The following is an 18,467-nucleotide window of genomic DNA, read 5'->3' as shown; positions in this document are numbered from 1 at the left end:
GAGCCGTTCGGCTTCGGCGCGGGCGGGGTCGTCGGCGGGCAGCAGGACGTCGGCGGCGCCGAGCACCCAGTCGCCTTCGCCTTTGAACGACGCGCCGCTCCATTTGCGGGCGCTGGAGAACGGGACGGCCTTGTCGAGCAGCCAGCCGTCGCCTGGTTCGGCGGGCAGCGCCTCGGCGACGGCCCGCAGGGTCGGGTTGGGCGACGGGTCGGACGCGACGAGCGCCGCGACGGCCGTCCTGGCGGGCAGGTCGTCGCGGAGGACCCGGAACTCGGCCAGGTCCATGCCGGGTTCGGTGAGGGTGCCGGTCTTGTCGACGCACAGCACGTCGACCCGGGCGAGCCCCTCGATCGCGGGCAGTTCCTGGACGAGGCAGTCGCGGCGGCCGAGCCGCACCACCCCGACGGCGAACGCGATGCTGGTCATCAGCACCAGCCCCTCGGGGATCATGGTGACGACCCCGGCGACGGCGCTGACCACGGCCTGCCCGAAGTCGTTGCGGTTGACCACGAACTGGCTGACCACCAGCAGCAGCCCGACCGGGACGAGCAGCCAGGTGACCAGTCTCAGGAACCGGTTGATGCCCTGCTGGAGTTCGGACTGGGCGAGTTTGAACTGGCTGGCCTCGGCGACGAGCACCGCCGCGTAGGCGTCGTGGCCGACCTTGGTGGCGGTGAACGAGCCGCCGCCCGCCACCACGAAGCTGCCGGACTGGGCCTGGTCGCCGGGGTTCTTGTGGACGGGGTCGGCTTCGCCGGTGAGCAGCGACTCGTCGATCTCCAGGGAGCGGGACGACACGACGGTCCCGTCGACGACGAGCCGGTCGCCGGTCTCCAGCAGGATCAGGTCGTCCAGGACGATCTCGCGCTGCTCGATGGATTCCTCACGGCCGTCGCGGACGACCTTGACCTTCTGCTCGCCGACCACGGCCAGCTTGTCGAGGGTGCGTTTGGCGCGGAGCTCCTGGATGATGCCGATGGCCGTGTTGGCGACGATGATCCCGCCGAACAGGGCGTCCTGCCAGGCCCCGAAGAGCAGGACGAGGACGCAGAGCACGCCGATCAGCGCGTTGAACCGGGTGAACACGTTCGCCCGGACGATCTCGGCGACGCTGCGGCTGCTGCGGTGCTCGACGTCGTTGGTGCGGCCTGTCGCCCGCCGCTCGGCGACCTGCGCCGACGTCAGCCCCGCCTGACCACCCATCAAGATCCCCCCGGGTCGCGCTGCTCCTCCGCCGGGGGTCTGCGAGCGAATCTGGACGGCTTGGACGCCGTGTGGAGCTGGTCTTTCACCCGGTCGGTGAGACCGCCGGACGACAGGTCGTAGCCGAGCCGGCAGGCCGCGGCGATGCCCTTGGCCTTGGCCGCGCCGTGCGCGATGACGACGGCGCCGTTCAGCCCGAGCAGCACGCCGCCGCCGTAGGTCTCACTGTCGAAACGGGCCGTGAGCGCCGTGAGTTCCTTGCGTTGCAGGACGGCGCCGAGTTTCGCGGTGCGGCTCGCGGTGAGCGCCTGCTTGAGCTCGTCGACCGCGACCCGGATCGTGCCCTCCATGGTCTTGAGGGCGACGTTGCCGGTGAACCCGTCGGTGACGATCACGTCGACGCGTCCGCGCAGCAGATCGTGGCCTTCGACGTTGCCCGCGAACTCCAGCGGCGACGCCTCCAGCAGCTCATGGGCCTTTTTGGCGAGCCGGTTGCCTTTGCCGGCCTCCGCGCCGATGGTCAGCAGCCCGACCCTGGGGCGCGGCACGCCCAGCCGGATCTGGGCGTAGGCGGTGCCGAGCATCGCGAACTGGACGAGCATCTCGGGCTTGGCGTCGGCGGTGGCGCCCGCGTCGAGCAGGACGGTGGGGTGCGGCTGTGTGGGCAGGGTCACGGCGATGGCGGGCCGCAGGATGCCCGCCGCGGACTTCAGCCGGACCGCGGACGTCGCGACGACCCCCGCGGTCGAACCGGCCGACACCAGCGCGCCCGCCTTCCCGTGCCGGATCAGCTCGCAGGCGATCGCGACGGTCGAGCGGGGTTTGCGCCACGACGCCAGGGCGCCCTCGTCCATGTCGAGCGACTCGTCGGTGTGGACGATCGGGATCTGCCCCGCGACCCCGTGCTCGGCCAGCAGGCCCCGGATCCGGCGGGCGGGGCCCACCAGGATCAGCGGCACGTCGTGCTCGGTGTGGGCGGCGACAGCCCCCGCGACGATCTCGCGGGGTGCGTGGTCGCCGCCCATGCAGTCGAGCGCGACGGGCAGAGCCGGGGTGGCGGCCAAGGAGTCTCCTCAAGGACGTTCGGTGAGGTCAGTCCTTGCAGTCTGCACCCAGGCACCGCGCGTTCTTGACGACGGGCTTGCCATCGACCAAGATCGAATAGTATTCGCGTTCGTCGTCCACGAGGGTCGCGCCGAAGACCTGGACGCTCTTGGCGCCCGTGGTCTCGCCCTCGCAGCCGACCAGCCATTTCTTCGCGTTGGACTCGGGCAGCGTCGTACAGGTCAGCGGACCTGACAGCTTGGTGCCACGGCCGTCGAGCTCAGCGCCGGCGCTGGTCGGGACGGAGGCGAGCATCTGTGCCTGCGTCTCGTAGCGCACCGAACTGTTGAACACGAACACCATGGCGACGGCCACCACGAGAGCGGTCACGATCATGCCGCCGACACCGGCGATCAGCAGTTTCTTCTTCGTCACGCCCGGTACTGTCACCCGCCGCGATCCCCGCCACACCGGCGCTACCGGGGCTTTGCAAGATCATTTATCTTTGCAGCCGGTCGCCAGGCAGTCCTTGCTGAGCACCCGCACCCCGCCCACGGTGATCACGAAGTTCTGTTCGGGGTGGTCGGTGTCGGCCTTGGCGGCGGTGCCCTCGACCCGGACGGGACGGCCGTCGCGGGTGCTGCCGGTGCAGGTGATCCGGACGTCGGCGAGGGTGTTCCCTGAGGCTGTCCGGCAGTCCAGGCCGCCCTTGACCCGGTAGCCGAGCGCCTTCAGTTCGGCGACGCTGCCGTTGCCGGTGGCGACTTCCAGCGCCCCTTCGGAGACCTTCTCGGTGACCGCCCGCTCCTCGGCGCAGCCCGCCGTCAGCAGCAGGACGGCGAACAGCACGAGGGCGCGGGGCATGGTTCAGGAGAGTACCCGGCGGACGGCCTGGGCCACGGCGTCCGGGGCGTCCAGCATGACCATGTGGCGGGAGCGGGGTAGCAGGGTCTGGCGGCCGTTCGGGCTGAGGGCGGCCAGGCGCTGGTGGAGGGCGGGCCAGGCGTCGTCCTGATCGAGGTCGCCCAGCGCCGTGATCACCTCGAGGGGGATCTTGGGGAAGGGGTGCCGGGCGCGGAGCGCGAGGAGGTCGGCGGCCATCTCCGGGTAGGCGGTGTTCTCGGCGAGCATCGCCGCCCAGACCGCGCCCCGCCCGTAGACCGCTCTGATGATCTCCGGCGGGGTCGTCCGGTCGCCCGCGGCGCTGACCAGCCGGAGCGCGGACCGGCGGCCCCAGGGCGCGCACAGCCGCGGCAGCCGGGTGATCTCCAGCGCCCGTCCCGCCAGTCCGGCGGCGGGGGCGACCAGGGCCGTCAGATGGGTGCGGGGCGGCGCGTGCTCCTCGCAGCTCGGGTCGACCAGCACCAGCGCGCGGACCAGTTCGGGGAAGATCCGTGCGAACGCCTCGGCGTGGAACGCGGCCATCGAGTGGGCGACCAGGACGACGGGGGCGCCGGCCCGTTCGGCCAGCGCCCGCAGCAGGTCGACCTCGCGGCGCAGGCTGGGGATCTGCGGTGAAGCGGGGCTCGCGCCGAGCCCGGGACGGTCGAACACCAGCACCCGCGCCCGCGGGAGCAGGCCCACCACGGCGTCCCAGTCGAACCAGGCGCCGCCCAGACCGCTGCTGACCAGCACCGCAGGCCCGTCGGCCGGCCCGGACGCGACGGCGTGGACCCCGGCGACGATCACAGGACGGCCTTCGCCTCGTCGTCCGCCGGACGGGTGGCGCGGGCCTTGGGCCGCTCCCACAGCGCCCACGCGATCAGGAACAGCCCGAGGCAGAGGATGGTGATCTGGATCCGCTGGACCAGGCCGAGCCAGCGGCCCGCCCACATCAGCACCAGCGTGCCGCCCGCCGCGGCCGCTTCCACGATCGCCAGCAGCCATCCCCAGCGGGCCAGGGCGGGCCACCAGCCGTAGCGGCGGGCCGCGACCGACAGGCACAGCAGCGCCGCGATTCCGCAGCCGATCACCATCGAGCTGGTCACCGAGTGGAAGGCGTGGGAGAACGACAGCCGTCCGGCCCGTTCGCGGAGCGCGCACGCGGTGTCCATGCTGGGGGCGCAGTCCATCGAGAACACGGCGTCGCCGATCGCCCAGCAGCCGAACGCCAGCAGAAAGCTCCAGCCGGCGACCGCCCAGGGCCTGCGCCGCAGCTCGACCAGCGCGTAGACCGAAACCCCGATCATGATCACGCCGGTGATCAGGTCGCCGCCGGAGAACACCAGGTGCAGCGGCTGGTCGGTGGCCGACAGCTCGCTGACATAGCCGTCCACGAAGTCAAGGCCGGGACGGAGCAGGAAGCCCAGCACCCACGAGGAGTACGTGACGGCCGCCAGCGCGGCCAGCCAGGCCACACCCCTCGGCACCCGCCCCGGCTCGTCCTCCATAACCGGAAGTCTAGATCCGGGCGGGCGGGGGCGCGGGACCGGTAGCCGATTGATAGCGGCGCACTGCAAGGTGAGGATGACCTGATTTCGTCACCTTGCAGCCGGGTCGAAAAGGGTGGCACGGGGACGGTCCTCCTGGGCAGACCGCAAATCCGGGTGGGGGACCGTCTCCGTGTTTTCACGCTGTCGGGCCGTTCAGGCCCCGTAGGACGCCACGAGGTAGGCGCGGCCCAGGGTGTGGGCGGTGATGTTGAAGCCGATCTGCGCGGCGGGCGCGTCCTCGGGGACGCCCAGTTCGGGCACGTCGAGGGCGTGGACGGCAAACACGTACCGGTGGGTGCGTCCCGGGGGCGGCCCGGCCCCGCCGAACGCGTTCTGCCCGTAGTCGTTGCGGCCCGTCGGCCCGATCTTGCCGGTGCCGCGTTTCACTTCGGTGACTCCGGCCGGGATGTCCCAGGTCAGCCAGTGCCAGAAGCCGCTGCCGGTGGGCGCGTCGGGGTCGAAGACGGTGATCGCGAAGCTCCGGGTGCCCTCGGGGAAACCCGACCAGGCGAGCTGCGGCGAGATGTTGCCGCCGGAGTGGCCCCAGTCGTCGAAGACCTGGTCGGGGCCGAGAACGCCGCCGTCCTGCACGTCCTCGCTGGTCAGGGTGAAGGACGGGACGGGCGGCAGGAAGTCGTAGGGGATGGGTGCGGACATGAGAAGTGGCCTCCATCACGGTTCGGATGGAGGCCACTCTAGAAGGCTTACTTGCCGGTCGCCTCGGTGTAGGCGGCGATCACGTCGTGCGGGTCGCCGTCCATGACGATCTTGCCGTCGTCGAGCCAGAGGACCCGGTTGCAGGTCTCCTCGACGACGTCGAGCTGGTGGGCGACGAGGAAGACCGCGCCGGCGTCCTTGCGGAGCTGCTCGATCTTGGCTTTGCTGCGGCGTTTGAACTTGGCGTCGCCGGTGGCGAGGGCCTCGTCGATGAGGAGGACGTCGTGGGTGCGGGCGGCGGCGATCGCGAACCGCAGCCGGGCGCCCATGCCGGAGGAGTAGGTGTTCATCGGGTACTTGATGAACCCGGGCTTCAGTCCGGCGAAGTCGACGATCTCCTGGTACTTGGCCTTGGTCTCGTCGGGGGACAGGCCCATGGCCAGGCAGCCGAGGATGATGTTCCGTTCGCCCGTCAGGTCCTTCATGAGGGCGGCGCCGACGCCCAGCAGCGACGGCTGGCCGTCGGTGTAGACGCCTCCGCTGTGCGGGGGCAGCAGCCCGGCGATGGCCTTGAGCAGGGTCGACTTGCCGGAGCCGTTGGTGCCGATGATCCCGATGGCGTCGCCCTTGTAGGCGACGAACGAAACGCCCTTGACGGCGTGGACCTCGGTGGTCTGGGGCCGGTCGCGGCGGCGCAGGACGCGCAGCAGGGCGCTGGCCCCGGTGCCGCGTTCACCGCCGGCGCCGTACACCTTGTAGACGATGTGGAGGTCGTCGACGACGACCGTCGGCTCGCGGTCGGGGTCGATCTGCACGGGGTTCTCCACGGGACGGGGGCGCTGCTTGGTCTCAGCCACGTCCGTACCTCTCCTCGGCCCGGTAGAACCAGTAGAAACCACCCACCAGGACGACGACGGCCCAGAACGCCGCGTAGATCCAGAGCCGGCCTTCGACGTTGTGCGACGACAGCTGCGAGGCCGCGTAGTCGGGGATCAGGTTCTGGCGGACCAGCTCGGGGTAGACGTACCCCGGGTTGGCCTCGAGCAGGTCCTTGATCCACGGGTTGTCCTTGACCGTCTGGTTCTTCTCGGCGAGCGAGCCGATCGCGAAGATGATCCCGGAGGCGTACAGCCAGGTCCGCAGGATGAACGGGATGAGCTGGGTGATGTCGCGGGTGAACGCGCCGATCCTGGCGACCATCAGGCTGAGCCCGATGTTGAACGCGAACTGGAGCACCAGGACGGGGATGACCAGGAGCCACGTCAGGGCCGGCATCACACCGAAGCCGAGCACCACCACGACCAGCACGCCGAGCGCGACGACGAGCTGCTGGGCCTCCACGACCGTGAACGCCAGCGGCAGGGTGGCCCTGGGGAAGTGCAGCGCCCGGATCAGCGACAGGTTGCCGCCGATCGACTTGGCGCCTGCCGTCACGGACCGCTGGGTGAAGGAGAACAGGAACACGCCCGCGACCAGCCACGGGACGTAGTCGGGGAAGTTCGCCTTCTGCGCCAGCAGGACGCCGAAGATCAAGAAGTAAACGCCCGCGTTGAGCAGCGGCGTCAGCACCTGCCAGAGCTGTCCGAGCTTCGACGAGGTGTACATCGAGATGCTCTTGGACGAGGCGAACGCCCAGATGAAGTGCCGGCGCTGGGCGACGTCCTTGATGTACTGGACGACGCCGGGCCTGGCCGCGCTCTGGGTGAGGCCGTGTTGCCGCGCGTAGTCGGCCAGCGAACCGCCGGCCTTGTACGCGACGGTCGCGGGGGGCTGGAGGGTGCCGGCCGGGCCGCTTCCGGGCCGTTCCGGGTGACTCATGGCGCTGAGCTTATTGCCTCGGAAGGCACGCATGGGACTTTGAACAACATGAGATCTTTTCTGGCGTCGTACGGACACCGCCAGGCTATCTATCGGAGAGCGGTAACCTCGCCTATGTGAGTCGTGAAGGTGTAACCCCGCAGAGCGAAGATTTTTCGGCCTGGTACAACGAGGTCGTCATTCAGGCGCAGCTCGTCGATCGTGGCCCGGTGCGCGGGACGATGGTGATCCGGCCTTACGGGTTCCGGATCTGGGAGCTGATCCAGGCCGACCTCGACGGCCGGATCAAGGCGTCGGGGCATGAGAACGCGTGCTTCCCGATGTTCATCCCGGAGAGCTATCTGAAGCGTGAGGCAGAGCACGTCGAGGGCTTCTCGCCCGAGCTGGCCGTGGTGACCCACGCGGGCGGCAAGGAGCTGGAGGAGCCGCTGGTCGTGCGGCCGACGTCCGAGACGGTCATCGGCGAGTACATGGCCAAGTGGATCGACTCACACCGTGATCTTCCGCTGCTGCTGAACCAGTGGGCGAACGTGGTCCGCTGGGAGATGCGGCCCCGGATGTTCCTGCGGACCACGGAGTTCCTGTGGCAGGAGGGCCACACCGCGCACGCCGACGAGGCCGACGCGATGAAGGAGACCCTCTGGGCGCTGGACACCTATGAGAAGGTGGCGCGCGAACTGGCGGCGATGCCGGTCGTCAAGGGCGAGAAGACCCCGGGTGAGCGGTTCGCGGGCGCCGTCCGCACGTACACGATCGAGGGCATGATGCGGGACGGCCGCGCCCTGCAGGCCGGGACCTCGCACTACCTCGGCACGAACTTCGCGAAGGCGTTCGAGATCCAGTACCAGGACGCCGACGGTGAGCTGACCTTGGCGCACACGACGTCGTGGGGCATGTCCACCCGCATGATCGGCGGCGTGATCATGACGCATGGCGACGACAAGGGCCTGGTGTTCCCGCCGAACCTGGCGCCCTACCAGGTGGTGATCGTGCCGCTGGGCCGCAAGGAGCAGGCCGAGGCGACGGCCGCCAGGGCCCACGAGATCGCGGCGGAGCTGCGGGCGGCCGGGGTGCGGGTGTTCGTGGACGACAAGCGTCCGCAGCTGTCGCCGGGCTTCAAGTTCAACGACTGGGAGATGCGGGGCGTCCCGGTCCGGCTGGAGCTGGGGATGCGCGACATCGACAACGGTGTCGTCACCATGGCGCGGCGGCTGCCGACCGTCGAGGGGCAGGGCAAGGAGCTCGTGCCGCTCGCGGAGGTGGCCGCGGTGATCCCGGGTGTCCTGGCGGACTTCCAGGAGTTCCTGCTGCGCCGGGCGGAGGCGTTCCGGGACGAGCGCACCGCGGCCGTCGACGACTGGGCGGCGTTCGCCGCGCAGGTCGGGCAGGGCTGGGCGGTCGCCCTGCACTGCGGCCGGACGGTCTGCGAGGACGACATCAAGGCCGAGACGGCCGCCACCCCGCGCTGCATCCCCGAGGCGGGCGAGCCCGACGAGGGTGTGTGCGTGCGGTGCGGCGAGCCGTCCGCTTACGGCAAGCGCGTCATCTTCGGCAAGTCGTACTGAGCGAGAAGCGAAGAAAGGCCCCGGCCCGACGGCCGGGGCCTTTCTCTTTACCGTTCTACTTCGTGAAGGTGAACTTCTCGATGAACAGGCCGAGCCGCTGGATCGGGTTGCCGGAGCGCAGTCCGAATCCGAAGAACGGTTCGCCGCCGGGGCCATAGGCCTTCTTCGGCAGGGGCGTCCCCTTGCAGGAGACGTCCTTCTTCTTGGGCGCTTTCCCGTCGATCAGGTAGGCGTCGACGGTCCGGTCGACGCACTTGTTGCCGCTCAGATAGACGCCGTGGTCGCCTTCGCCGGTGACCGTCAGCATCCGGGAGTTCTTCAGCGCCCGGTGGGCTTTCAGCGCGCCTTCGTAGGGGGTGGCGGGGTCGTGCGCCGACTGCACCATCAGGACGGTCGCCAGGTTCCGGCCGGGCCGCTTGAGCTTCGGTCCGGTGGCGGGGCGCTTCCAGTACTGGCACGGGTCGTTGATCGTGCTCCAGCCGATCAGCGGGTAGGCGCGGCCGAGTTTCGCGCTGTCGGCGGCCAGCCGCTGGGGGGTGCCGCGGTGCGGGGTGTCGTTGCAGGTGATCGCGTAGAAGGTGGCGTCCTGGGAGTCGCGGGGCGGCTCCTCGCCTTCTTCGCCGTCCTCGTCGTCGGTGGCGGCCAGCAGCGGGGTGTTGAGGGAGCGCAGCCGGGTGATCGCCTCGTCGAGGGTGGAGGCGGCGGCGGCGCGGCCGTTCGGCTTGAGCCCGGTGTAGCGGCGCAGGGTCGCCAGGAGCGCCGCGACCTGCGGGAACGCCTCCTTCGTGTACATCGCGCCGGCGATCATGTAGTCGACGTCGGAGGGGCGCAGTTCGGAGCCCATGAAGGGGAGCGGTTCACGGACGATATCCTTGCGGATGCCCTCGTAGGTCGCGATGACCTTCTTGGCGGTCCTGCCGAGCTTGAGTGTCCTGTGGTGGCGGGCGGCCCATCCCGCGAAGTCCTTGCGGAAGCGGCGTTCGAACCCGCGGGGCTGCAGGTTGAAGGCGTCCTGCCAGCGGCCGGTGAACTCGACGTTGGAGTCGAGCACGAACCGGCCGGTGTGGGCGGGGAACTGGGCGGCGTAGTGCGCGCCGAGCCAGCTCCCGCCGGAGTAACCAATCCAGTGGATCTTGTGCTGGCCGATGAGGGAGCGGAGCAGGTCGAGGTCGCGGACGGTCTGCGCGGTCGTCACGTACCGCTGCTCGCGGAGTTTCTGGCACGCCTTCGCGGTGTCGCGGGCGGCCTTGAGCAGCTTCTTGACGTTCTTGGCCCTGCGGTCGCGGGGGTCGAGCTCACCGCCGTGGAAGTTGTCGCCGCAGGTCAGCATGTCGGTGCCGCGGACGTCGAGGCCGTAGACGTCCATCTCCTCGGCGAGGCGGGAGCCCTTGGTGTAGGCGAACATCAGCGGCATGGCCGCGCCGTACGCGCCGGGGCCGCCGGGGTTGGTGAACACCGCGCCCTTGGGCTTGCCGTTCCTGGCGGGCATCCGGGTGACGAACAGCTTGATCTGCTGGCCGTCGGGACGCGACCAGTCGAGCGGCGCCTCGTAGACGGCGCATTCGAGGCGGGCGTCGTCGCCCATCTCCTCGGGCGGCGTGTCCTGAGGGGGAGTGAAGCACTTCTCCCAGGCGATCTTCTGCGCGGGGAGGCGGGCCGGGACGGCGGCGTCAGCCGCGACGGGCGACAGCAGGCCGAGGAACAGGGCCGCGGCCCCCGCGAGGGGGAGGAGACGGGGCAAGGAAGGACCTCCGAACAGGGCGAAGGGCCCCGACCTTGCCGGCCGGGGCCCTTCTCATGAAGTAACAGGAGGTTAAAGGATGATTCGCGGTGCTTAGTTAAGAAGCTGTGCGATTTCCTGGTTCCTCAGCAGCGCGTTCGACGTCACGGCGCCGTTCTGGCGGAAGGTCCGCATCCCGTTCGGGCGGTAGCCGTCGCAGGAGGCGTCCTTGGCCGGCCACTTGCCGTCCAGCAGGTACGACTCGACCAGCTTGTCGACGCAGGCGTTGTCACCGGCGTAGATCGCGTGGTCTCCCTCGCCCTTCACGGTGATCATCCGCGAGTTCTTGTAGGCCTTCCGGACGGCCAGGGCGCCCTCGATCGGGGTCGCCGGGTCGTGCTCGGACTGCACCAGCAGCAGCCGCGGGCCCTTGGCGAAGTTCGGGCGCTTCAGCGACAGCGCGGGCCGCTTCCAGCTCAGGCACGGCTGAACGGTCCAGCCCCAGCCCAGCAGCGGGTACTTGGCGCCGAGCTGCTCGGTCTTCTTGACGACGCTCGCCGAGGTGCCGCTGAACTTGGTGTCGTTGCACTGGATGGCGAAGAAGGTGGGGTCCTCGCCGGCCGTCGGGTCGAAACCGAGCTGCCGGACCCGGCCGGCCTGCGCCGGGTCGGTCACGATGTTCAGGAAGCCCAGGAAGCTCGCGGTGTCCGGGAAGTAGTACTTGGAGTACAGGTCGCCCGCGATGATCGTGTCGATGTCGTCGGGGTAGAGCACGATGACGTCGTCCTCGGTCACGACGACCACACGGCCGGCGTCGACGACCCGCTTACGGATCTTCTCGTACGCCGCGATCACCTGGTCGGCGCTGCCGCCCAGCCCGAACGCGGCGTCGTGCTTGGCCGCGAACGGCGCGAAGTCCTCGCGGAAGCGGCGCTCGAAGCCCTGCGGCTGACGGTCGAACGACCGCTGCCAGCTACCGGTGAAGTCGACGACCGAGTCCAGCACGAACCGTCCGGTCCGCTTGGGGAAGTAGGCCGCGTAGTACGCGCCGAGCCAGGTGCCGGCCGAGTAGCCCACCCAGTTGATCTTCTTCTGCTTGAGGACGGCCCGGATGAGGTCCAGGTCCTTCACGGTCTGCACCGTGTTGACCGTCTTGCCGTACGCGCCGCCGCCGGACTGGCAGGACTTCGCGATGGCCTTGCCGACCTTCAGCATCTCCGCGACGTTCTTCGCCGAACGGTCCCGCGAGTCGGAGAACCCGTTGACGCCGGTCACCCGCGAGCAGTGCAGCTGCTTGCTGTAGCCGGTGCCGCGGACGTCGATGCCGATGACGTCCATCCGGCGCAGCACGTTGGTGCGCTTGGCGTCGATGAACGCCAGCGGCAGCGTGTAGCCGACGGCGCCGGGGCCGCCCGGGTTGGTGAACACGACGCCTTCGGACTTGCCGGTGGCCTTCAGCCGGCTGATCCGCAGCGTGATCGTCTTGCCGTTCTTCGGCTTGTTCCAGTCCGCCGGGACCTTGACCTTCGCGCACTGGAGGCGGCGGTAGGCCTTGACCTTCGCGGTCGGGTGGCAGGACTTCCAGGAGAGTTTCTGCTTCTCCAGCGCGGGGCGCGGCTTCGCGGCCGCCGCCTCCACGGGGAGGATCGAGAGCGTCAGCAGGACGGCCGACGCGAGTGCCAGCACTCGGCGCAAGGGAGGACTCCACAGGGGGTAATGAGCAGGGGAGATGACTCGGGGCCCCGGCCGATGTGACGGCCGGGGCCCCTGAGTTTTAGCCGGATATTAGCGTGTTCGCCGGATTTGGCTACATCCGCGCGAGTTCCTCGGCGTACAGCACCGGATTGATCCGCTCACCGGACACACCGCGCTGATCGGCGCCCTGCGGGTTCGGCAGGCCGATGCCCTGGCAGACCTGGTCCTTGTCCGGCCACACACCGTCGACGATGTAGTTGTCGACGATCGTGTCCACACAACCGTTGTAAGCGCCGTAGATCGCGTGGTCGCCCTCGTTCTCGACCAGCACCATCCGCGAGTTCTTGTACTTGCGGTGCGCGGCCGCCGCACCCTCCCACGGAGTGGCCGGGTCGTTGCGCGACTGCACCATCAGCAGCCGCGGACCGCTGCCCACCGGACGACGCAACGTCATCTTCTTGCTGACCTTCGCGCGCTTCCAGTACACGCACGGGTCCTGGATCTTCGCGAAACCGATCAGCGGCCACTGCTTGCCCGCCGCCGCCGACTTCGCGGCCAGGGTCTTCGGCGACCACCCGTACTTGGTGTCGTTGCAGGTGATCGCGCGGAACGTCGCGTCCTCGGCCTGCGCGATCGACTGCAGCGGCTTGTAGGTGAACTTCGCGTCGTGCTGAAGCCGGCCGTTACCCCGGAAGAACGCGTTGTTCAGCGCCCCGAGGAAGCCCGCGATGTCCGGGAACGCGCCCTTGGAGTACAGGTTCTGGGCGACGTAGTTGTCCACGTCCACCGGATAGATGATCGTCGACTTGTCGTCCTGGTCGATCAGCCGCACCCGGCCGTGCTTCGCGATGAACTTACGGACCGCCTCATACCGGCCGTACACCGCCTTGCCGGTCGTGCCCAGCTTGTAGTCACCGTTGAACTTCGCCGCCCACGGCGTGAAATCCTGCGTGAAACGCCGCTGGAAACCCTTCGGCTGCCGGTTGAAGATGCTCTGCCACGACGCCGTGAAATCGACGTTCGAGTCCAGCACGAAGTTCCCGGTCGCCTTCGGCCACCGCCGCGCGTAGTGCGCGCCCAGCCACGTGCCACCCGAGTAGCCGATCCAGTTGATCTTCTTGACCGGGGCGCCCTTGGAGTCCTTCAGGTTCATCCGCAGCCACTCGAGGTCGTAGACCGTCTGCGCCGTCGTGACCAGCTTCGTCGGGATGAACTTCTTCCCGCCGTTGTTGTTGCACGCCTTCGCGAACGCCTTCGACACCGCCAGCAGCTTCGCCGTGTTCGCCTTCGACCGGTTCCGCGGATCCAGCACCCCGCCGGGACCGTAAGCCGTGTTGCACTTGGTCTGCGTGCTGTACCCCGTGCCGCGGACGTCGATCCCGATGACGTCCATGTTGTCCAGCAGCCGGTTCTGACCCGTCACGATGAACGACAGCGGCAGCGACCAGCCCGCGCCACCCGGACCGCCCGGGTTCGTGAACACCACGCCCTTCGGGTTCCCCGAACGGGCCTTCAACCGCGTCACCTGGATGACGATGGCCTTACCGTTCGGCTTATTCCAGTCCATCGGCGACTTCAGCCGCGCGCACTCCAGAGCCTTGAACCGCGGATCCTTCTTGATCGCGGGCGCCGTGCAGGGAACCCACTTCAGGTTCTGCTTCGGAACGGCCCTGAACGCGGAATCTTCCAGCGGCGAAGGGGCGGCGGCTGCCGGAGACAGCGCAGTGGCCAGCGAAAGCAACCCCGTCGCCGTGCACGCCACCACAAGGGCGAGACGGCGCATCTGATCCTCCTCGGGCGCAAGAAGAGGGCGGCCGTCCGGACGGGCGGCGCCCTCCTGCCTGCGAGATCTTGATGGAGGAAGACCCTACCGGTAAACCGGGCATAAGGGGATTAGTCTAGAAATCAAACAGCACGCCCGTAGTTGCCCTTGCAACACAAACGTTGCCGTACGTGCGCTGGAACCGGACCGGCACACCCCGCCAATGCCCCGACGCCGCCACCGTCACCGGCACGTACTCCATCGTGCAGGCCACATCCCCCGGCGCCGACTCGATCCGGCCGCCCGTACGGGCGAGCCGCGCACACGCCTCCACCGCACGCGGATGCGGACCCTCCGGCGGATCACACGACAGCACCACCGTCCGATACGACGAGATCGCACCACCCTCGGCCGCCACCGCACCGGACGTCACCGACAACTCCAGCACCGACCCATGACCCGGATGCGTCGCGAAAACCGGCGACGGAACGAACGACACAGCCAGAACCGCGCCACAGAACAGCGCCTTGGTGAGATGAGGCATGAGGCTCCTTCACGAGAGAAGCCACACAGCGTAGTGATCTCACTCCACCGTGTGGCTCCGACGCGCGAAGCGCCCCCGCGTCACGCCGCCCGCGCCACCGGCACGTCCGCCTTCGTCAACGCCTCACGCAACTGCTTACGCCCCCGATGCAACCGCGACATCACCGTCCCGATCGGAGTCCCCATCATCTCCGCGATCTCCTTGTACGCGTACCCCTCCACATCCGCCAGATACACCGCGTTACGGAAATCAGGCGGCAACGAACGCAGCGCCGCCACCACCTTCGCGTCCGGAATGTGCTCCAACGCCTCACGCTCAGCGCTGCGCAACCCCGCCACCGCCGACTCCGTCTGCGCCAACTGCCACGTCTCCAGCTCGTCCGAGCCCGTACGCTGCGGCTCCCGCTGGCGCTTCCGATACGTGTTGATGAAGTTGTTCGTCAGAATCCGGTGCAACCACGCCTTGAGATTCGTACCCTCCTGGAACTGATGAAAGTTCACATACGCCTTCGTCAGGGTCTCCTGGACCAGATCCTCGGCGTCGGCGCTGTTACGAGTCATCCGGACCGCGCTCGCGTACAGCGGATCGGCGAGCGGCAGAACATCGCGCTCGTAACGCTCGGTCTTCGTTTCCATCGTCTTCATGGGCAACCCTCCCCCCGCGCGGACGTGAGTCAGAACCAGTGCATCACCCGGCAGGAATACCAACTGCAAAGGCACCTTAAAGCCCAAGAAAATACGACTTAGTCGGGCAAAAGCCCCGGAATTTTGTCCGGGACACGCAACGAGCGCCGGTTCCATGGACCCCGCCACACCACCTCGGCTACCCTTGCCGAACCCGTGCAGATGCACGTGCAAACAGGCCGCCGAACCGCGAGGCAGCACCCAGTCATGACGTCGACCGGCTCCATCACCCGCCGAATGCAACTCGGCGCCCAGCTCCGCGCCCTCCGCGAAAGCCGAGGCATCTCCCGCGCCGACGCCGGCTTCCACATCCGCGCCTCCGAAAGCAAGATCAGCCGCCTCGAACTCGGCCGCGTCGGCTTCAAAGAACGCGACGTCGCCGACCTCCTCACCCTCTACAAGGTCACCGACCCCGCCGAACGCCTCCCCCTCCTCGAACTCGCCGCCGCCGCCAACGCCCCCGGCTGGTGGCAGCCCTACCAGGAACTCCTCCCCGCCTGGCAGTCCACCTACCTCGGCCTCGAAGAGTCAGCCAGCCTCATCCGCTGCTTCGAACCCCAGTTCATCCCCCAACTCCTCCAAACCCCCGACTACACCGCCGCCCTCGCTGCCGCCGCCCACCCCAAAGCCTCCAAAGACGAACTGGCCGCCCGTGTCGCCCTCGCCGCCGCCCGCCAGGCCGCCTTCTTCCGCCCCGACGGCCCCCGCCTCTGGTGCATCCTCGACGAATCCGCCCTCCACCGCGCCGTCGGCGGCCCCGACACCCACCGCGCCCAGCTCGCCCACCTGCTCACCGTCCCGCAGGTCACCCTCCAGCTCCTCCCTTACAGCGCCGCCGAACACCCCGCCCAGTCCGGCGCCTTCACCCTCCTGCGCTTCCCCGACCAGGACCTCAAGGACATCGCCTGCGTCACCACCCAGATCGCCGCCACCCAATACGACAAACCCGACGAAGTCGACTCCTACCAACGCACCATGACCCACCTCACCGTCACAGCCCTAACCCCCGACGACACCCAAGCCCACCTAGACCACCTCATCACCACCCTCTAGTTCCCCTCCCACCCCACCTAACCCCCCAGCCACACCCCCCTAACCTCCTCACCTGTTCTGTGAGGGTTCGGACCCCATCCACGTGAGGCCTCGAACCCGGGTTTCCGTGAGGACCTGAACCCTCGTTTCCGTAAGGACTCGAACACTGGTTCCTGCGAGGGGTCGAACCCCCCGAATTCGGGCATGAAAAAACCCTGCCCGACGCGGCGTTTTCGCTGGTCAGACAGGGTTTCTTGCGCCCCCGGCAGGATTCGAACCTGCGGCGCACGGTTTAGGAAACCGATGCTCTATCCCCTGAGCTACGGGGGCAAATTCACAACGCTGAGCATCGCCGAGATCGGCATTCAGCAGATGCATCTTAGCGGAGTTCGGTGGGCCTCGCGCGGGGGTTGATCTCGCTGAACTCGCTGACAAGTTCGAAAGATGTGACTTAAGGTCGGCGGCATGTCACGCATCGCCGCTTTTCGGTTCACCCTCCGGCCCACCGCCGAGCAGGAGGAGCAGTTCCGCACCATCGGTGGTGCGGCACGGCTGGGCTGGAACGTCGGGCTGGCGAAGGTCAAGGAAGGACTCGACGCCCGGGAGGCGGGCGACCTCGCGGCACGGATCCCCTGGACGTCCATCGATCTCATCAACACGATCAACGCCTGGCGCAGAGCCGAGTTCGACGGCGCGGACGGTGACTGGCGCAAGGGCGTCCCGGCGGTCATCTTCGAGGAGACCGTGGTCGACCTCGCCAGGGCTCTGGCGCGCTTCAAGGAGACCGAGGACGGGAAGCAGGCCGGCCCGCCGGTCGGGTTTCCGCAGTTCAAGGCGAAGCGTCGTACTCCGTACTCCTTCCGGATCAGGAACCAGACCAACGGCGTCCGGGTGGGCGCGGACGGTGCGGTGCGGTCGATCCGCATCCCGAAGATCGGTGACGTCCGGATCAGGGAGGACACGCGACGTCTGCGGCGGCTCCTGCGCTCCGGGGTGGACGACCAGGGGGCGGCCGCGAAGGCCCGCGCGAAGATCGCGTATGTCACGGTGAAGCAGGAGGGGGAGCGGTGGGTCGCGGCGGTCTGTGTCAAGCTCCCCGATCTTCATCCGGAGAGGCGGCACGCGCCGAGGCCTGAAGGCGATCTTGGCGGGTTTCTCGGCGTCGACCTGGGACTGATCGACTATGTGGTGGTCGCCGGCGAGGACGGCGTGGAGCGGGGGCGGGTTGCCGCGCCTCGCGTCCACCGGTGCCGGATCGAGGGTGAGAAGCGTCGCGCCAAGGCCGTCAGTCGCAAGATGAAGGGTTCGAAGCGGCGTAGGAAGGCGGCGCGCAAGCTCGGCGCGTATCACCGGAAGACGGCCGCGATCAGGCGGCATGAGCAGCACCGGGTGGCGAACGAACTGGTCAAAAGTCACGACCGGTTCGTTTTCGAGACCCTGACGCTCCGCTACATGCTCCGGAACCACAAGATCGCGCTGTCGCTGTCCGATGCGGCGTTCGGGAATTTCGTCCGGATCGTCAGCTACAAGGCGGCCTGGCACGGCGGGATCGTCCTGCGGGCCGATCCGTTCTTCCCGAGTACGAAGCTGTGCAGCGGCTGCGGTCTGAAGAACAAGCGGTTGCCGCTCTCTGAGCGGGCCCTCCGCTGCTCCGGGTGCGGTCTCGAAGTGGATCGCGACCTCAATGCCGCGATCAACCTGGCTCGTGAGGGCCGAGCCATCTGCGAACGTCTGGGACACGTCCCGGACCCCGGACCTGGAAGCACCGGGCCGGGCCACCAACGCCCGTCTAGGGGGCGAGTGCGTCACCGGCACCCCGGTGCCGCCGCACCTGCCCCTGCTACGGCGGGAAGTCCAGGCCGCGCTCCGCGCGTCCAACGACATCCCTGAGAAAGGGACGGTGAATCCACCGGCTGCAAAGCGGGTGCGCAGGACCTCCTGTTCTTAAGTAGTGAAGGCCTGTTTAGCGCCGGTGTGAGGGTCTGGCTGCAAACCGGTGGCGTAGGGCCTTCCTTCCGGGCAGGGGTGAAGGTCCTAGCTCACAGTGGTGTGAGGATCCGGCTGCAAAGTTGATGCGGGGTTCCCCTCGGGAGCGATGCGCTGGGCCATGGTCGCCTTGGGGACGAGGTGGGCCTGGGCGATCTGGCGGGTGGTCAGCCCGCGGACGGCGCGCAGGGTGAGTGTGACGGCCGAGGCCGGGGTCAGGGTCAGGGTCAGGGAGGGGTGGGCGTGCAGGAAGGGCGCGGGCGGAGGGTGTCGTGGGTCCCTCGCCCGGTTCTGGCGCGGGGGGTGTGATGGGGGTTGGTGGGCTC

At 68.6% G+C, this 18,467-nt stretch carries 17 protein-coding genes, 1 tRNA gene and 1 pseudogene; 3 read left to right on the top strand and 16 right to left on the bottom strand.

Features of this window, described 5'->3' with window-relative positions; translation table 11 throughout:
- The 9 genes from ACYVE7_RS12970 to ACYVE7_RS12930 all read right to left on the bottom strand — a co-directional run.
- Positions 1-1,203: HAD-IC family P-type ATPase (locus tag ACYVE7_RS12970; protein ID WP_460364893.1), on the bottom strand; the 1,203-nt coding region annotated here is incomplete at its 3' end.
- Positions 1,203-2,267 (bottom strand): phosphate acyltransferase PlsX, encoded by a 1,065-nt coding sequence (gene plsX, locus ACYVE7_RS12965; protein WP_460364892.1) that lies wholly within the window; start codon positions 2,265-2,267, stop codon positions 1,203-1,205. The genes ACYVE7_RS12970 and plsX, both read right to left, overlap by 1 nt.
- Positions 2,268-2,295: 28 nt before the next feature.
- On the bottom strand, positions 2,296-2,682 hold the full coding sequence (locus ACYVE7_RS12960; RefSeq protein ID WP_460364891.1) for a hypothetical protein: 387 nt from the start codon (positions 2,680-2,682) through the stop codon (positions 2,296-2,298).
- Positions 2,683-2,742: 60 nt separating this feature from the next.
- Positions 2,743-3,111, bottom strand: a complete 369-nt coding sequence (locus ACYVE7_RS12955) for a hypothetical protein (protein WP_460364890.1) — start codon at positions 3,109-3,111, stop codon at positions 2,743-2,745.
- 3 nt (positions 3,112-3,114) lie between these two features.
- On the bottom strand, positions 3,115-3,936 hold the full coding sequence (locus ACYVE7_RS12950; protein WP_460364889.1) for an alpha/beta fold hydrolase: 822 nt from the start codon (positions 3,934-3,936) through the stop codon (positions 3,115-3,117).
- Positions 3,933-4,637 carry a DUF998 domain-containing protein gene (locus tag ACYVE7_RS12945; RefSeq protein WP_460364888.1) on the bottom strand — a complete coding sequence of 235 codons (705 nt, stop codon included), beginning with the start codon at positions 4,635-4,637 and terminating at the stop codon, positions 3,933-3,935. Before ACYVE7_RS12945 ends, ACYVE7_RS12950 begins: the two co-directional genes overlap by 4 nt.
- Before the next feature lie 195 nt (positions 4,638-4,832).
- Complete coding sequence (locus ACYVE7_RS12940; protein WP_460364887.1) at positions 4,833-5,336, bottom strand: YbhB/YbcL family Raf kinase inhibitor-like protein; 504 nt, start codon at positions 5,334-5,336, stop codon at positions 4,833-4,835.
- A 47-nt stretch (positions 5,337-5,383) separates the two neighbouring features.
- Positions 5,384-6,193, bottom strand: a complete 810-nt coding sequence (locus tag ACYVE7_RS12935) for an ABC transporter ATP-binding protein (RefSeq protein ID WP_460364886.1) — start codon at positions 6,191-6,193, stop codon at positions 5,384-5,386.
- Positions 6,186-7,154 (bottom strand): ABC transporter permease, encoded by a 969-nt coding sequence (locus ACYVE7_RS12930; protein WP_460364885.1) that lies wholly within the window; start codon positions 7,152-7,154, stop codon positions 6,186-6,188. Before ACYVE7_RS12930 ends, ACYVE7_RS12935 begins: the two co-directional genes overlap by 8 nt.
- 116 nt (positions 7,155-7,270) lie before the next feature.
- Between ACYVE7_RS12930 and proS the strand changes: the two genes are divergently transcribed.
- Positions 7,271-8,719 (top strand): proline--tRNA ligase, encoded by a 1,449-nt coding sequence (gene proS / locus ACYVE7_RS12925; RefSeq protein WP_460364884.1) that lies wholly within the window; start codon positions 7,271-7,273, stop codon positions 8,717-8,719.
- 55 nt (positions 8,720-8,774) lie between these two features.
- On the opposite strand, the gene ACYVE7_RS12920 is transcribed toward proS, so the two are convergent.
- The 5 genes from ACYVE7_RS12920 to ACYVE7_RS12900 all read right to left on the bottom strand — a co-directional run bounded on the left by ACYVE7_RS12920 (position 8,775) and on the right by ACYVE7_RS12900 (position 15,084).
- A complete protein-coding gene (locus ACYVE7_RS12920; protein ID WP_460364883.1) occupies positions 8,775-10,460 on the bottom strand; it encodes an alpha/beta hydrolase in 1,686 nt (561 codons plus the stop codon).
- 93 nt (positions 10,461-10,553) lie between these two features.
- Positions 10,554-12,125 (bottom strand): alpha/beta hydrolase, encoded by a 1,572-nt coding sequence (locus ACYVE7_RS12915; protein ID WP_460364882.1) that lies wholly within the window; start codon positions 12,123-12,125, stop codon positions 10,554-10,556.
- Positions 12,126-12,246: 121 nt separating this feature from the next.
- Positions 12,247-13,917, bottom strand: a complete 1,671-nt coding sequence (locus tag ACYVE7_RS12910) for an alpha/beta hydrolase (protein ID WP_460364881.1) — start codon at positions 13,915-13,917, stop codon at positions 12,247-12,249.
- 115 nt (positions 13,918-14,032) lie between these two features.
- The gene (locus tag ACYVE7_RS12905; RefSeq protein WP_460364880.1) at positions 14,033-14,440 is read right to left on the bottom strand and encodes an SSI family serine proteinase inhibitor; all 408 of its coding nucleotides are present in this window, start codon (positions 14,438-14,440) and stop codon (positions 14,033-14,035) included.
- 80 nt (positions 14,441-14,520) lie between these two features.
- Positions 14,521-15,084 carry a sigma-70 family RNA polymerase sigma factor gene (locus tag ACYVE7_RS12900; RefSeq protein WP_460364879.1) on the bottom strand — a complete coding sequence of 188 codons (564 nt, stop codon included), beginning with the start codon at positions 15,082-15,084 and terminating at the stop codon, positions 14,521-14,523.
- Between the two features lie 246 nt (positions 15,085-15,330).
- On the opposite strand from ACYVE7_RS12900, the gene ACYVE7_RS12895 reads away from it, so the two are divergent.
- Positions 15,331-16,176 carry a helix-turn-helix domain-containing protein gene (locus tag ACYVE7_RS12895; protein ID WP_460364878.1) on the top strand — a complete coding sequence of 282 codons (846 nt, stop codon included), beginning with the start codon at positions 15,331-15,333 and terminating at the stop codon, positions 16,174-16,176.
- A gap of 236 nt (positions 16,177-16,412) precedes the next feature.
- On the opposite strand, the gene ACYVE7_RS12890 is transcribed toward ACYVE7_RS12895, so the two are convergent.
- A tRNA-Arg gene (locus tag ACYVE7_RS12890) sits at positions 16,413-16,485 on the bottom strand.
- A 135-nt stretch (positions 16,486-16,620) separates the two neighbouring features.
- Here ACYVE7_RS12890 and ACYVE7_RS12885 point away from each other — a divergent pair.
- On the top strand, positions 16,621-18,045 hold the full coding sequence (locus ACYVE7_RS12885; protein WP_460364877.1) for an RNA-guided endonuclease InsQ/TnpB family protein: 1,425 nt from the start codon (positions 16,621-16,623) through the stop codon (positions 18,043-18,045).
- Between the two features lie 201 nt (positions 18,046-18,246).
- Here the strand turns inward: ACYVE7_RS12885 and ACYVE7_RS12880 are convergent.
- Positions 18,247-18,467: pseudogene (locus ACYVE7_RS12880) on the bottom strand (hypothetical protein); the annotation flags it as partial.

It is taken from the genome of Actinocorallia lasiicapitis (genome assembly GCF_054778695.1).
This window is presented reverse-complemented; position numbering and strand designations above follow the sequence as displayed.

Excerpts from the sequence above, each read along its gene's own strand:
- ACYVE7_RS12900 (WP_460364879.1), bottom strand. The coding sequence starts at position 15,084 with ATGAAGACGATGGAAACGAAGACCGAGCGTTACGAGCGCGATGTTCTG.
- ACYVE7_RS12940 (WP_460364887.1), bottom strand. The coding sequence starts at position 5,336 with ATGTCCGCACCCATCCCCTACGACTTCCTGCCGCCCGTCCCGTCCTTC.
- ACYVE7_RS12945 (WP_460364888.1), bottom strand. The coding sequence starts at position 4,637 with ATGGAGGACGAGCCGGGGCGGGTGCCGAGGGGTGTGGCCTGGCTGGCC.
- ACYVE7_RS12905 (WP_460364880.1), bottom strand. The coding sequence starts at position 14,440 with ATGCCTCATCTCACCAAGGCGCTGTTCTGTGGCGCGGTTCTGGCTGTG.
- ACYVE7_RS12895 (WP_460364878.1), top strand. The coding sequence starts at position 15,331 with ATGACGTCGACCGGCTCCATCACCCGCCGAATGCAACTCGGCGCCCAG.
- ACYVE7_RS12885 (WP_460364877.1), top strand. The coding sequence starts at position 16,621 with ATGTCACGCATCGCCGCTTTTCGGTTCACCCTCCGGCCCACCGCCGAG.
- ACYVE7_RS12930 (WP_460364885.1), bottom strand. The coding sequence starts at position 7,154 with ATGAGTCACCCGGAACGGCCCGGAAGCGGCCCGGCCGGCACCCTCCAG.
- ACYVE7_RS12955 (WP_460364890.1), bottom strand. The coding sequence starts at position 3,111 with ATGCCCCGCGCCCTCGTGCTGTTCGCCGTCCTGCTGCTGACGGCGGGC.
- ACYVE7_RS12910 (WP_460364881.1), bottom strand. The coding sequence starts at position 13,917 with ATGCGCCGTCTCGCCCTTGTGGTGGCGTGCACGGCGACGGGGTTGCTT.